Below are 13,676 nucleotides of genomic sequence, written 5' to 3' on the forward strand. Positions count from 1 at the left end.
ACAATGAACAGTAGCAGTTATACCTATATCCTACTTGATCGACAAGGAACCAAGGAGTGGTTTGCAGTGCCTGAGTCGTTAGTCAAGGTCGGCGATGAGATTCAACTGCAACCTGGAATGCAGATGGGTTCATATACCAGCCCGACATTAGGACGCACTTTTGACAAGATTGTTTTTTCGGGGGGAATCAGTGGGGTTTTGAAGCGTGTGGTTAGTACCGCTGATGACAAAACCGAAACCCAGGATGTGGTGAAAATCTTAAAGGCTGAGGGAGCTGACGCTTACACAGTTGCCGAAATTTTTGAAAAAAAAGATACTTTGAACAGTAAAAAAGTTGTGGTGCGAGGAAAGGTGGTCAAGCTTTCGCTCTTTGAAGGATTGCAATGGCTTCGGATAGTTGACGGAACCGGCAGTTCAAAGCGAGGCAATCATAAGCTGGTGGTCACAACAACCCAGGAGGTCGCTAAGGACGATATCGTTACTGTCAGCGGAACAGTTAAAACGGATAAGGCTTTTGGCGCCTTGACCTATGAGGTTGTTGTTGAGGATGCCCAGATCAAGAAAGAGGCCCAATGAAATTTTTAGTCTCATTGATCGGGGTGATTTTGGTAATAGAGGGGTTGCCCTATGCCGCCTTTCCAGAGCCGATGCAGAAGTGGCTTAAGCAGTTGACGCGTATGCCGCCTAAACTGTTACGAGTCTTAGGTTTCCTGTCTATCGTTACTGGTTTCTTGTTATGTTATCTCGCCCAGAGGACGCAGCTTTTGGGCTGATAGCATGTTTGCTTTTAGTTGAAACGTTTATTGGCCGGGATTCTTGGGGCAGGTTCAGTGACTGACGCCAGGTAAGGTTTGATGAATTGGTCACGACTGAGGGTATCAGCGTGTGAGTGATTAGTCTGTTGAAAGTATCTATTCCCTGTCTTTTCCCCTTCTTTTTCCTTAAAGTTTATTTAACTACACAGGTTAACGGTAATCAGTTATCGGTTTACGGTTAAAAGAATCATGGTTAGTCCATCGCATGATACTCAATGTCAGTGTGTTCTCAGCCATTGGCAGGACCCAATCACCGTCAACTGTCAACCGACAACCTGAGCAGTTATCTTTTTCCTTAAGTTTATAAGTCTAATAATTAGATTATTTAAAACTGATGTCGTGATGGATTCTATTTTTCATATTGACTCTTATGACTATCAACTGCCAGAGGCGCAGATAGCTCAAGAGCCAACAGAGTGTCGTGATGGCTCCAGACTATTGGTGGTTGATGGCGTTGCCGGGATCACTGCGGATTCAAAATTTGCTGATTTGCCGAGTTTGATTCGTCCCGAAGATATTCTGGTGCTTAATGATACCAAGGTTTTTCCTGCCCGGCTTTTAGGCCGCAAAGAGAGTGGAGGGCAGGCAGAACTTTTGCTGCTTCACTATCCAGACTCGGGTGGCGGCGAGAGTGAGTCTTTCTCCTTTTTAGATGATCATCAGGCTGAAGTCAGGGGGCTGGTGAAGAGTTCTAAACGCCCTAAGGCAGGGAGTCGGTTGTTGTTTGGGACGGATCTTTCTGCCGACGTCTTGGCGATCCTAGATAATGGAGAGGTTCAGGTACTCTTGCGTTGGCAAGGTGATCTGGATGAGGTTCTGAATCGGTATGGAGTGATGCCGCTTCCCCCCTATATTCGGAGAGATCAGGGGGAAGCCGAAAGTGACAGGGAACGCTACCAGACGATTTATGCCCGGACAAGTGGAGCGATTGCCGCTCCTACTGCTGGCTTGCACTTCAGTGATCAGTTGCTTGCCGAGATTAAGGGGCAGGGCACCCAGTTGACTGAAGTCACTCTTCACGTTGGCTATGGCACCTTTGCACCGGTTCGGGCCGTGGATGTCAGGGATCATTTAATCCATGCTGAATATGTCACTGTCTCTGAAACTGCAGTGCAAGCCATCCTGCGGGCGCAACAGGCTGGTGGCCGGGTTTGGGCGGTAGGGACGACGTCGGCGCGGGCCTTGGAATTTGCGTCCGTTTCGGGGCGCCTAGAGGCTGTGTCCGGTTGGTGCAGTCTCTATATTTATCCGGGTTATACCTTCCGGGTGGTAGATAATCTGATCACCAACTTCCATCTGCCGAAATCGTCACTGCTTTTTATGGTCAGCGCCTTTGCCGGGTACGATCAAGTAATGACTGCCTATCGTCAGGCCCTTGCTCTTGGCTACCGTTTTTATAGTTATGGTGACGCCATGGCCTTGGTCCGGAAATGAAAAAGAGGCCAGAGGCCTCTTTTTTTGTGATGTAACTAAGGGGTCTTATATCATGATGCTGTGGCTGAGGCGTTGCACGAGGCGCTTTGGCTGCAGGCGGGTTTAGTGTCTGATGTGGAGGTGGCTGGGGTTGTCTCTTTCGCTGGACAGGAATTGGCGGATGAGCATGATTTCTGGTTGCTTGATCCGTTGTAACTATCTGCGTACCAGCCGCCGCCCTTCAGGTGGAAAGAACTCATGGATATGATCTTCTTTAATGACCCGGAGCACGATTGGCAGGTGGTTAAAGGTTCATCGGCTAAACTTTGCCAGGCTTCCGTTAGTTGTTGACATTTGTCGCATTGATACTCATAAATTGGCATTTCGGCTACTCCTTACGTTGGTTCTGTTCAATATCCTTGGACGAACACTCCAGGGCATCTGCCTTAGTAGGCGAAACCAATTTAATTATCCTGGCTCGGTCTGTCAATGGCATTGTTATTTTAGTCTCTTTCTGATTCAATAAGAATATTTCACTTAAGGCACAAGTCTGTGAAAATCTATGGGGTGATGGAGTTGGTGTCCCTGGAACTTGAAGTTGTTTTGGAATAGCCTGTTGAAAAAAGCGGTATTGTTGGTTAAATGGCATCAGGAGAGAGCGTCACCAGAGTCTGTTGATGGTGAGCGGGATCGGTCGTTATTGTTGAGTATGGGAGTATGACTGTGCAGCAGATTTTAACTCTTCAGGCCAAGGACGGAATGATTCTGGCAAAGGATGTACTGACCTCCGATGGCAGAGTTTTGTGTGGTAAGGGCACAGTCTTATCATCTTCCCTGCTGGCGCGATTTGAAAAAATGGGTATTGCGCAGGTTACTGTGGACGGACATCCGGTTACTATCCCCGGGGAGAAGTCGCTGCAGGAGGAGTTGTTGGAGGTTGAGGAGCGTTTTTCCGAGGTCAAGTCGATACCACCCTTGATGTACCTCAAAAAGCGGATTATGAAAAAAATGGTGGAATCGCGGAGTCATTGATGGAAGAGGTCAGACGTCAGGAATTTCGGACCGCGTTGCGCAAGACGAAGAATCTGCCGACTCTGCCGGGGATAATTGCCAAGTTGTGCAAGATGGCTGAAGATCCGGACATCTCTACCGAGCAGATGGGCAAGGTTATCAGCCAGGACTATGTTTTGTCGGCCAAACTATTGAAATTAGTCAATTCTGCCTTTTACGGTTTTCCTCAGCGGATCAGCTCAATCAGCAGCGCCATTATTCTTCTGGGCTTCAATGTGGTAAAGAGTCTGATCATCAGCGCTTCGATTTTTGAGGTGATGGAGGCTCAGGATGTTGAGTTATGGCAACACTCCTTGGGTTGTGCCGTGGTGTGCAATGTCATCGCCACCCGGCTCGGAGTCAAGGACCCGGAAGAGGTCAGTACCGCCGGGCTGATCCACGATATTGGCAAGATGGCGATTAAAATGGAACTTCCCGACGAGTATCAGATGATTAATCGTCTGATGCGGGATCGGGGAATATCCATGCGCCAGGCCGAGATGGAGGTGTTGGGGCTTGATCACGCCGAGGCCGGCGGTTGGCTGGCGAGTGGCTGGAACCTACCTAAGAAACTGATTGAGCCGGTGACCTGTCATCATGACCCTCGCCTGGCCCATGAAGAGCAGTTGGCCAGTTCCATTATTCATTTTGGCGATATTATGATCCGTGGCCTTGGCTATGGTCATGCCGGTGATAAAAAAGTGCCGATGCTGAGTAAGCGTGCCTGGGAGTTTCTTAATTTCAGTCCGACTGATATTGATGAGATCTTTAACCAGGTCGAGGAAAAGCTTTGGGATGTCAAGGGGTTCAGTCTGGAGATCAACGCTGACGAAATTATTCAGGTCAGAGATTAAGCATGACGCGGATTCTCGTGGCCGGTTCCCATATTTTGGAGAGGCAGGAGAGCCGTATCTCCCTTGAGGCTAAGGGGTATCAGCTTATTGTCGCTACAGATATCAAGACGGCGGTGGGCTTGTTTCTTGAGGATCCACCCGATCTGCTGATCGTTGAACGTGGTTTTGCCGGGAATGGTGAGCTGGATTTGGTCAGGGTTGCCAATGCCTGTCTGCAAAAAACCAATATTCCGATTATTCTGGTCTTACCTCGGGAAGAGATGGTAGCAGGCATTGATTGGCGGGTCTTGCCGGTGGACGATCTCCTGGAAAGGCCGGTGGCTCCGGAGGAGTTATTGCTTCGTATCCAACTGGCCGAGGCTCGCCGTAACCGGGTATTTGATAATAATCCCTTGAGCAAGTTGCCGGGTAATACTTCCATCCTTAACGCCATCCAGAATGCCTTGGCTGACAGTGAGCCGATGGCGGTCTGCTATGTGGATATCGATAATTTTAAACCGTATAACGACCATTATGGTTTTTCTCAGGGTGATGAGGTTATCTTGATGGTTGCCAGGGTGATTGTTAACGTCATCGATCAAGTTGCACGGCAACGGAGTTTTGTTGGTCATGTTGGCGGAGATGATTATGTCTTTATCGTGCCGGAGTTTAAAATGGTTGAGGTCTGTGAGAAGGTGTTAGCTAACTTCGAAGCGGTTCGTAACCTGTTTATTGCACCTGAAGATGTGAAGAAAGGCGGGTTTGTCGAGAAGGACCGCCAAGGCCGAGAGACCAGGTTTGGTTTGTTGAGTATTTCAATTGCAGTCATTCCCACCGGACATGGGAAATTTCAACACTCAGGCCAGGTAGCAGCTGTGGCCACGCAGATTAAACACAAGGTCAAGGCCTTGGATGGCAACAATTATTTGATCGACCGTCGAGAAGGCTATTTCCCGGATTAACTTCGGTATTCACCCTACGTAATTATCGTTCTTCTTTTACTTCATCACAGACAGACATCCCCCATGATTGGTATATTTGATTCAGGCGTTGGCGGCATGACCGTCGCCCATGCCGTAGAAAAGGCGTTACCCGGTTACGATTTGGTGTATTTTGGTGATCTCGCCCGCACGCCCTATGGTTCAAAAAGTCCTGAGACCATACGTCGTTATGCTCAGCAGAATATTGATTTTTTGATCGGCAAGGGGGCTCGTTTGATTATTATTGCCTGTAACTCTGCGGCCTCTGTGACAACTGAGGAGATGCTTGGCCAGTATGAGCTGCCGATTTTTGATGTGATAAATCCTGCGGTAACCCGGGTGGTTGAGATTGTTCGTCAGGCCGGGAAAAAGATGAAAGTTGGCATTATCGGGACCAGGGCTACAGTTAAAAGCGGTGTTTATGCCCGCAAGATCGAGAGTATTGTTCCTGAGTGTCGGGTGATATCGCAGGAGTGCCCCCTTCTTGTGCCGTTGGTGGAGGAGGGGTGGCTTGATAAACGCGAGACCAAGATGATTCTGCGTCGCTATCTCCATCCCTTGCGGATTCATCAAGTCGATGCCTTGGTGTTGGGATGCACTCATTACCCTTTGCTGAAGAACCTTGTCGCTCCGCGGATTGGCAAAAAAGTCAGGATTATCGACTCGTCTGAGGAAGTATCGGCTTGTCTGCGAGAGTATCTTTTGTCTCATCCCGAGCTGGACCGCACTTTGTCGCGTGGCGGCGAGAATCGGTTTTATGTCTCCGATGTCACTGATGCCGCAGTGGCGACAGCGGCTAAGATATTTGGTCGGCGGATTGATTTGATCAGGACGTAACCATTGCAAGGCAGTTGAAGGTTAACAGTTGTCGGTTTACGGTTAAAAGACTCGCGATGAGTCATGATTTCAGTGGGTGATCCACTATCAACCGCCAATTGAAACCAGAGTTATTAATCGATATCGTAATTTCTTGTGGTGTAAGGGTATAGGGCGACTTCCCGTCTGCTGTGTTTAATTTTCTATAGGTGTATCAAAATGATGAGTTCGATCCGTTATGGCGTTATTTTCTTTCTGGTTATGGTGTGGCAGGCATTATTGTGTCCTCGTGCACTGGCCGTTGATGCAGATTTATCGCCGCAGGATGTGGCCAAGAAAATTCAGGCGACCTATGCTGCAACCAAGACCCTTCACGCCGAGTTCAAACAGACAACGTACAGTAAGATGAGCGCCAGGGAACGACTGGGTGCAGGGACAATGATTCTGGCTAAACCGGGTTTGATGCGCTGGGATTATACCGAGCCGGATCAACAGGTCTTTGTCTGTGACGGGGAAAAAATCTCAATGTACTTCGCTAAGGAAAAGCAGATGATGGTTACCCCGGCCAAAGAGTATTTGGAGTCTGATGTGACCTATGCTTTTTTTACCGGAAAGGGTGATATTCAGCGGGATTTTGTGGTGACCGGCCCGGAAGAGGAGGATCTTGCCCAACCGCAGGAGACCTATGAACTTAAGCTCACCCCTAAACAGGGCCATCCCCAGATTGATTTCATCTCCTTGTGGGTAGGCCGGAAAAGTTTTTTAATGACCCGACTTAAGGTTACAGATAAATTCGGGACGGTGACTGATTTGGTTTTTTCCAAGCTGAGCATCAATCAGGAGGTCCCGGCGTCAAATTTCCATTTTACTCCGCCTAACGGCACAGAAATTATAGACAAATGAGAATCGCCATCCTGTCTGACACTCATGACAATATTCCCAACCTGCGGGCGGCCGTAACCTACTGCACCGCTTACGGGGTCAGCGCTATCATTCATTGCGGCGATTTGATTTCGCCATTTATGCTTCCGGTGCTGGCAGAGTTCGGGGGGGCGGTGCACTTGATTTACGGGAATAACGCCGGTGATCAGCATCTGATCTCCCAGCGTTGCGGTACGGCGCTGCCAACGTTGACCCACCATGGGGTGCTTGGGGCTATTGAAGCGGGGGGGCTTAAGATTGCATTTACCCACTATCCGGAGATGGCACGGGGGTTGGCCTGTCAAGGGCGGTTTGATGTCGTCTGCTGCGGCCATAACCATTGCTATGGCGTTGAGCGTCATGGCGATTGTCTGCTGATCAATCCTGGAGAGTTGTTGGGAGCTGAGGTCGATCCCCCGTGTTTCGCCATTTTAGAATCAGCCACCAAGGAAGTAGAGCGAGTGGAGATTGCCAACAGCAGGTCGCAAGGAAAGTCATCTGCGTGAATTTAAAGGGATGGGTGCTCTATCCCTGTTAACCAGTCTTGAAGAGGAAGACGATTATGACTGAAGAGTTAAGTTTTGCCCAAATGTTTGATGAGAGTTCTGCTAAGCCGACGACCTTTGAAGCTGGCCAGAAGGTGTCAGCCACTGTGGTCCGGATCAGTAAGGAGTGGGTTTTTATCGACCTGGGCGGTAAGAGTGAAGGATATTTCGCCTTGAGCGAGGTGGTTGGGCCTGAGGGTGAGGTTACCATTAAAGACGGGGACCAGATTGCGGCATATTTTCTGGGCAGCGGCAAGGGTGGAATGCAGTTTACCACCAGACTGGGCAAAGGAAGCGAGGCCAATGCTCATCTTGAGGAGGCATATCGTGGCGGCATCCCGGTGGAAGGGCTGGTGGAGAAGGAGATTAAGGGTGGCTACGATATCAAGATTGCTGGCAGCACCCGGGCCTTTTGTCCATTTTCACAGATCGGTCTGGGCCGGATCGACAGCGAGGCCGTGGTCGGTCGGAATTTGGCCTTCCGGATCATTGAGTTCGGTGAGAAGGGCAGAAATATTATTGTATCCCATCGTTCTATCCTGGAGGAGGAGCGGAGGATCAATGCGGCGCGTCTTCGTGAGTCGTTGACCGAGGGCGCGGTAGTCAGTGGAACCGTCACCTCTATCCGTAATTTTGGCGCCTTTGTCGATATTGGTGGGATTGAAGGTCTGCTGCCGGTGTCGGAGATTGCCTGGGGTCATATCGATGATATTAACGAGCGTCTGCGGGTTGGCCAGCATCTGGAGGTGGTGGTGATGAAGCTCGATTGGGAGAAAGAGCGGTTCTCCTTCAGCCTCAAGAATGCTCAGACCGATCCCTGGTCGATGGTGACGGTCAACTATCCGGAAGGGTCGGTGCATCTAGCCAGAATTGCACGGCTTGCTAATTTTGGCGCCTTTGCCACCCTTGGTGAGGGGGTTGACGGGTTGCTTCACATCTCAGCGCTGGGGCGTGGCCGTCGGATTAATCACCCCCGCGAGGTTGTGCAGGAAGGTCAGGAGGTCGAGGTCAGGGTCGACGCGATCAATCTTGACGAGCGGCGAATCTCTCTTTCTCTTGCCGCGACTGACGTTCATGAGGGTTCATCCCCAGAGAGTGGCAAGGAGCAGGCCGAGGATAAGGAGAACCGTCAGGAGTTCAAGCACTACCTGCAGGAGAAGCGAGGCGCTAAGAAGGATTCAATGGGAACCTTGGGTGAATTGTTGGCCGCGCGCTTTAAGAAGTAAGGAGTTTCTGCTGTGACGAAGTCCTTCTTGTTCCGGTTAATTGTCAGTTTTTTGGCTGGTGTCGGACTGGTTTCCTGTGACCTCCCACCACCCGTGACCGAGAATTGCGAGCCTACTCCATTCGATGAGATTGGTCCCTTTTATCGGTCAGGGGCTCCGGTAAGGGATGCGGTGGGCAAGGGGTATCTGCTGAAGGGTCGTGTCCTCTCGACTTCCGGATGCCGTCCCCTCCCTGGCAGCCGTATCGAGTTCTGGCTTGTCAATCCGAGAGGGGAATACGACGATGCCCACCGGGCGACAGTATTTGCCGATGCTAATGGGCAATACCGATTTGAATCCGGTCGCCCTGTCGAATATGTAAACAGGAAGCCCCATATTCACCTTCTGGTTAAGGCCGCGGGGCATGAAGAGTTAATCACCCAGCATTATATCAGAGCCGGAGAAGGGCAGGCGGAGTTTGACTTGGTGTTAGCCCCTTTGCCGTAAGGTGCTCTGTGACAGCTTACGGCAAAGGGACAGGGCGATACTGCTGCGCCTATTCTGTGTTACACAGTAGGGACTATCGGGTTTTGGGGTGGTCCCGCTCAGTCCACCTTCTTACAAACTTTTCCTTGAGTGGAGTTGAAGGCTGGTGCTTGCAGCAGCCGAGTTTATAGATAAAAAAGAGCTAATAGGAGAAACAATCATGAAGATCGTCGCAATCAATGGCAGTGCCAGAAAGGGGGGCAATACCGCGCAGCTCTTGACCATGGTTTTGGAGGAATTAACCAAGGCCGGTCATGACACCGAACTGGTCGAGATGTCGGGGCATGTGGTTCAAGGTTGCATTGCTTGCTATCAGTGCTTTGAGAAAAAGAACAAGTGCTGCGCTATCAAAACGGATATGCTCAACGACTGTATCGATAAGATGCTGGCGGCTGATGCCATTCTGCTGGGCTCACCGACTTATTTCGCGGATGTTTCAGCGAACATGAAGGGGTTGATCGAGCGTGCAGGGATGGTGGCTCGTGCCAATGATAACATGTTTAAGCGTAAACTTGGAGCAGGCGTTGTGGCGGTGCGGCGTGGCGGGGCCTCACATGTCTTTAGTACGTTGAATAACTTTTTCCTGATCGGGGAGATGATTGTAGTCGGTTCGTCGTACTGGAACGTGGGTAAGGGGCGGGAGCCGGGTCAGGTTCAGGAGGATCAGGAGGGGGTTAAGACCATGCAGGATTTGGGACGAAATATGTCCTGGCTGCTTGAACGGATGCGCTGATCAGTTGTAACCGTTCAGCTGCACCCCATCTTCGTTCGATCAGCCCTGCTCATATAGCGCTGCTATGGCTCGCAGCTCTACTTGAACGAATCTGGAGCACATCTGTACGGTTACGATGAGGGGCTTTGGGGATGTTTCTTGCCACTGGTGAACGATTACGATCAGTTGCCAATAAAGTTCCAAGAGGGACTTTCTCGGTCAAGCAAGGCGCGGTCATAGGCTTTAAAGAGAGTGATGGCCTCTTGGGCCGAGACCGGGGTGAAGCGGAGGCGGTCAATCTTGTCCATGGGCAAGCTTTGGGCTTTGCCCATGAGTTTGACTGTGCTGATTGATAGCGGAATGGTAAGTGGGGAGTGGTAGCATCGGCGGCAGAGGATGATGCCGTGACTTGCCCTGAATTGAAAGGGACTTCCGCTGCTCTGTAGCTGTTGACAGGAATCACAGACCGTGAGGTTTGGTTGATAGCCCAACCTGTCATAATACTTGACCAGGAAAATCGCCATCGTTTCCATGATGGCTTGACAGCGGCTTAGTTGTCCCAGGACCCAGACCAGCCAGGAAAAGAGTTCTGGATCGTGATCGTTGGCGTGTGTCCAGGACCGGAACAGCTCACATACCAAGGTGGCAGCGGTATAGGCAGAGTAGTTGTGGCGTAACGGAAGGTGGCTGTTGATCAGCTCCGCCTGGTTGATGATGGGCAGGCTGTACTGGTCATTGTAATCGATGTCCAGGAGAGAGAAAAGCTCTAGTTTGTTGACAAAGCGTTTGTAGCTTCGTTTTGCTCCCTTGGCGATACCTGACCATTGACCAATGATCGGGCTATAGAGTGTTACAATTTTGTCTGCCTCGCCGAAGTCGGTGAGGTGGATTACTACGCCTGGGGTTTTTTGAGGGGCCATTCGTGGTCAAGGTCGATGAATGATGATACTCTGTCCCTCTGCCTCCATGATCGGCACATTAATGCCGTTGATGGTGAGCGTGACCCCACGGGTTGTGCTGAGCGTAAGGTCAAAGCCTTTGTCTGCCCTCCATGTTTGCGGACTCCTGGGCGGGCAGACTGATTCTGTTGTTCTCACACTGTCAAGGCTAATGGTCATGGGTAGCTCTTCTGCGCAGGTCAGAACGATTTCGTAAGGAGGGTGTTCAGTGCCTGGCGGTGTCTGGGGCGCTGGGATATCTGCTGCGGGGGGGGGCTGGAGGAGGGGACTCTCAGTGTCAGGGGTGGGTGGGATTATTACTGGAGATACTGGTGAAGATGTGTCGGTGACTGGGGTAATACCGGTGTCTATAGGTGACTCTGAGGTGAGGAACCTGATTCCGAACAGGATGGCGATAAGTGTGGTCGCGATAATGATTCCGGGCCAGAAAGAGGGAGGAGATTTAATTTTTTCCAGAGGAACAACTTCAAAATTCAGGTCTGCCCCCCATTGCTGTTCGTAACGACGGATAGCTTCCTGGGGATCGAGCTTGAGGTGTGACGCATAGATTTTGATGAACCCCCTGGTGAAAACATCGGCGGGGAGCGCTGAACGGTTATCATCTTCAAGTGCGATGATATTTTTGATATCGATCCGGGTTTCGGCGGCAATTTCCGTTAACTCCAGCTCTTGGCTCAGTCGTGCGGCCTTCAGGTAGCACCCAAGTGTCTCGGTTGACGGTTTAGCGGCTTGATTATCCGCATCGTTTGTCGCTGGTTTATTGTTGAACATAATGGCTACAGGTTTTGTTTGATAAAGGCGTTGGCACGCAGTTCGGTAATCCACTTTTTGAACAGTTGCTCGCCTTCTTGTTTGTACAGCTGGGTTTCAATGTCTTTTTTGACTTCCATCAGTGGCGGGGCGCTACCTTGAGCGCTGCCCTGGTCAGATAGCACTTTGAGGATTTGGTATTCAGTCGGTGTTTCGATAATGCCACTTATGTCGCCTGACTTCATGGTCAGGATGGCTTCTTTCATGTACGGAGCGAGTTCGTTTTCTTGGAATATTCCTATATCTCCTCCATCCTCCTTCGATGGCAGGTCAGAAACTGACCGAGCTACATCGCCAAAACTTGCTCCCTCATCAAGTTGTTTTTTCGCAGATTCAGCCGCATTTCGTGCCTCATCCTGTGTTCTTTTGTATTGGTCTCCCCAGAGGAAACCCATCTGCAAGAGGTGGTAGCCGGAGGCACTTCCCGGTAGTGAGGTGTAATTGTCTTTGTAGTACTGGTTGATCTTGTCATCAGTAACCACGACCTTGGAGCGGACCTCATAATTAATCAGACGCGCCTGCAGTATCTGACTTTTAAGTTGTTTGCGATATTGCTCTTCGCTTAACCCTTTGGTGGCGAGGTCTTTTTTAAGGTCATCCATGGTGCCGCGGTTTTCGGACAACATGGTTTCGATGGCTTGGTTGATGTCTTCGTCGCTGATTTTGATGTCGTACTTTGCCGCTTGTTGTTCGATGAGGCGCTGGTCGATTAAATGTGACAAGATATCTTGCTTGAGTTTCTGCATTTCGTGTTGCAGTTGAGCTGTCGGCGCTTGCTTGATGAGGGCCTGAAAGTAAGGTTCACCTTCTTCATTAAGTTCCGACAGGGTAATGATATCGTTGTTGACTACGGCTACTAATCGGTCGGCGATCTCAGCCTTGGCGAGAGATGATTGAAAACCAAAAGAGATGAGCATGAGGATTAATAAGGAGAATAAGCGCATGATTTAATGTTAGGTTAATGTTGTTAATAGGGAATGGGTATTGCGAAAGTTAAGTAGGCTGGGCGGGCAGTCAGGCTGTAACCCAACGCTAATTTGGCGCGCACCGAGTTAAGGGCTATAATATAAATTGATAGAGGTTGGTAGTGACTGACCATCGTCAAACTGTGTAATTTTCTACTCTTTTTACTTACTCCGCTACCGGTGTAAGCGCAATACCTTTTTGTGGGAGTTAGGGAGGGAGTGTTTCTTTGAATCGATTTAAGATTGCGGGTTAGCCAAGGGCAACGTCCAGAATCATCATTACGGTGAATCCTGACATCGTGGCCATGGTGACAATGTCGATATTGGCTTCCCTTCGTTGCGATTCAGGGATCAGTTCTTCCACCACCACAAAGATCATTGCCCCGGCGGCAAAGCATAGGGCATAGGGCAGTATTTCCTGCATCGAAGTGACAAAGAGCGCGCCAACGACTCCGGCAATGGGCTCAACAATACCCGAGGCCTGGCCATAGAGAAAGCTTTTCATCCGACCATGACCTTCTCGGCGAAGAGGCATGGAGACAGCCGCTCCTTCAGGAAAATTTTGCAGTCCAATGCCGATGGCAAGGGCAATGGCGCCACCGATGGTTGCCGAGGGCAGGCCCGCGGCAACGGCTCCGAAGGCCACACCAACGGCCAGACCCTCTGGGATATTATGAAGAGTTATGGCAAGAACCAGTAAGGTGCTGCGTTGCCAGGAAGTCTTGACCCCCTCGCTGTGGTTGATGGCAAGGCCAGGATGGAGGTGTGGGAGGAATACGTCAATAAGTCTCATGAAAATTCCACCGGCCATGAAGCCTAATGCCGCTGTCAGCCAAGGGGTCATTGCCATTTCCTCGGCCATGGCAATGCCCGGCGCTAGTAGAGACCAAAAGCTTGCGGCGATCATCACCCCGGCGGCGAAGCCAAGAAGGCAATCCATTAATTTGTCATTGACCTTGCGGGTGAAAAAAACAAGGGCGGCCCCAAGTGCTGTGATAAACCAGGTGAACAGGGTGGCACAGAGCGCCTGGATGATTGGGTCGAGTTGTTGGAAAGCGGTAATCATGGATTTTGTTATGGTATTCTAGGTGTTTGCTGGACCATTA

Annotated in this window: 16 protein-coding genes; 11 read left to right on the forward strand and 5 right to left on the reverse strand. The window is 50.3% G+C overall.

Features of this window, described 5'->3' with window-relative positions:
• Positions 1-572 precede the first annotated feature (572 nt).
• Both FP815_04665 and queA read left to right on the forward strand, forming a co-directional pair.
• Positions 573-773, forward strand: coding sequence for a DUF2065 domain-containing protein (locus FP815_04665; protein ID MBA3014230.1), 201 nt, complete (start codon positions 573-575; stop codon positions 771-773).
• 384 nt (positions 774-1,157) lie between these two features.
• Entirely contained in the window at positions 1,158-2,249 is a 1,092-nt protein-coding gene (queA, locus tag FP815_04670) for a tRNA preQ1(34) S-adenosylmethionine ribosyltransferase-isomerase QueA (GenBank protein ID MBA3014231.1), read from the forward strand.
• A 50-nt stretch (positions 2,250-2,299) separates the two neighbouring features.
• Here the strand turns inward: queA and FP815_04675 are convergent, their stop codons facing one another.
• A complete protein-coding gene (locus tag FP815_04675) occupies positions 2,300-2,611 on the reverse strand; it encodes a zinc ribbon domain-containing protein (protein MBA3014232.1) in 312 nt (103 codons plus the stop codon).
• Between the two features lie 340 nt (positions 2,612-2,951).
• On the opposite strand from FP815_04675, the gene FP815_04680 reads away from it, so the two are divergent.
• The 9 genes from FP815_04680 (at position 2,952) to FP815_04720 (ending at position 9,857) form a co-directional block, all read left to right on the forward strand.
• Positions 2,952-3,260 carry a hypothetical protein gene (locus FP815_04680; protein ID MBA3014233.1) on the forward strand — a complete coding sequence of 103 codons (309 nt, stop codon included), beginning with the start codon at positions 2,952-2,954 and terminating at the stop codon, positions 3,258-3,260.
• Positions 3,260-4,132 carry an HDOD domain-containing protein gene (locus tag FP815_04685; GenBank protein ID MBA3014234.1) on the forward strand — a complete coding sequence of 291 codons (873 nt, stop codon included), beginning with the start codon at positions 3,260-3,262 and terminating at the stop codon, positions 4,130-4,132. Before FP815_04680 ends, FP815_04685 begins: the two co-directional genes overlap by 1 nt.
• 2 nt (positions 4,133-4,134) lie before the next feature.
• Positions 4,135-5,073, forward strand: coding sequence for a diguanylate cyclase (locus FP815_04690; GenBank protein MBA3014235.1), 939 nt, complete (start codon positions 4,135-4,137; stop codon positions 5,071-5,073).
• 63 nt (positions 5,074-5,136) lie between these two features.
• Positions 5,137-5,928, forward strand: coding sequence for a glutamate racemase (murI, locus tag FP815_04695; GenBank protein ID MBA3014236.1), 792 nt, complete (start codon positions 5,137-5,139; stop codon positions 5,926-5,928).
• 198 nt (positions 5,929-6,126) lie between these two features.
• The gene (locus tag FP815_04700; GenBank protein MBA3014237.1) at positions 6,127-6,810 is read left to right on the forward strand and encodes an outer membrane lipoprotein carrier protein LolA; all 684 of its coding nucleotides are present in this window, start codon (positions 6,127-6,129) and stop codon (positions 6,808-6,810) included.
• Entirely contained in the window at positions 6,807-7,334 is a 528-nt protein-coding gene (locus FP815_04705) for a metallophosphoesterase (GenBank protein MBA3014238.1), read from the forward strand. The genes FP815_04700 and FP815_04705 overlap by 4 nt, the downstream gene beginning before the upstream one ends.
• 56 nt (positions 7,335-7,390) lie before the next feature.
• Positions 7,391-8,599 carry a 30S ribosomal protein S1 gene (gene rpsA, locus FP815_04710; protein ID MBA3014239.1) on the forward strand — a complete coding sequence of 403 codons (1,209 nt, stop codon included), beginning with the start codon at positions 7,391-7,393 and terminating at the stop codon, positions 8,597-8,599.
• A gap of 12 nt (positions 8,600-8,611) precedes the next feature.
• Complete coding sequence (locus FP815_04715) at positions 8,612-9,085, forward strand: intradiol ring-cleavage dioxygenase (protein ID MBA3014240.1); 474 nt, start codon at positions 8,612-8,614, stop codon at positions 9,083-9,085.
• 199 nt (positions 9,086-9,284) lie between these two features.
• Complete coding sequence (locus FP815_04720; protein MBA3014241.1) at positions 9,285-9,857, forward strand: flavodoxin family protein; 573 nt, start codon at positions 9,285-9,287, stop codon at positions 9,855-9,857.
• Between the two features lie 161 nt (positions 9,858-10,018).
• On the opposite strand, the gene recO is transcribed toward FP815_04720, so the two are convergent.
• From recO to FP815_04740, 4 genes are all read right to left on the reverse strand, one after another.
• Positions 10,019-10,756: a DNA repair protein RecO gene (recO, locus tag FP815_04725; protein ID MBA3014242.1), complete on the reverse strand. Its 738-nt coding sequence runs from the start codon at positions 10,754-10,756 to the stop codon at positions 10,019-10,021.
• A 6-nt stretch (positions 10,757-10,762) separates the two neighbouring features.
• A complete protein-coding gene (locus FP815_04730; GenBank protein ID MBA3014243.1) occupies positions 10,763-11,566 on the reverse strand; it encodes a helix-turn-helix domain-containing protein in 804 nt (267 codons plus the stop codon).
• 5 nt (positions 11,567-11,571) lie between these two features.
• The gene (locus FP815_04735) at positions 11,572-12,549 is read right to left on the reverse strand and encodes a hypothetical protein (GenBank protein MBA3014244.1); all 978 of its coding nucleotides are present in this window, start codon (positions 12,547-12,549) and stop codon (positions 11,572-11,574) included.
• 271 nt (positions 12,550-12,820) lie between these two features.
• Positions 12,821-13,636 carry a ZIP family metal transporter gene (locus FP815_04740; protein ID MBA3014245.1) on the reverse strand — a complete coding sequence of 272 codons (816 nt, stop codon included), beginning with the start codon at positions 13,634-13,636 and terminating at the stop codon, positions 12,821-12,823.
• Positions 13,637-13,676 lie beyond the last annotated feature (40 nt).

It is taken from the genome of Desulfobulbaceae bacterium, from assembly GCA_013792005.1.
Lineage (GTDB): Bacteria > Desulfobacterota > Desulfobulbia > Desulfobulbales > VMSU01 > VMSU01.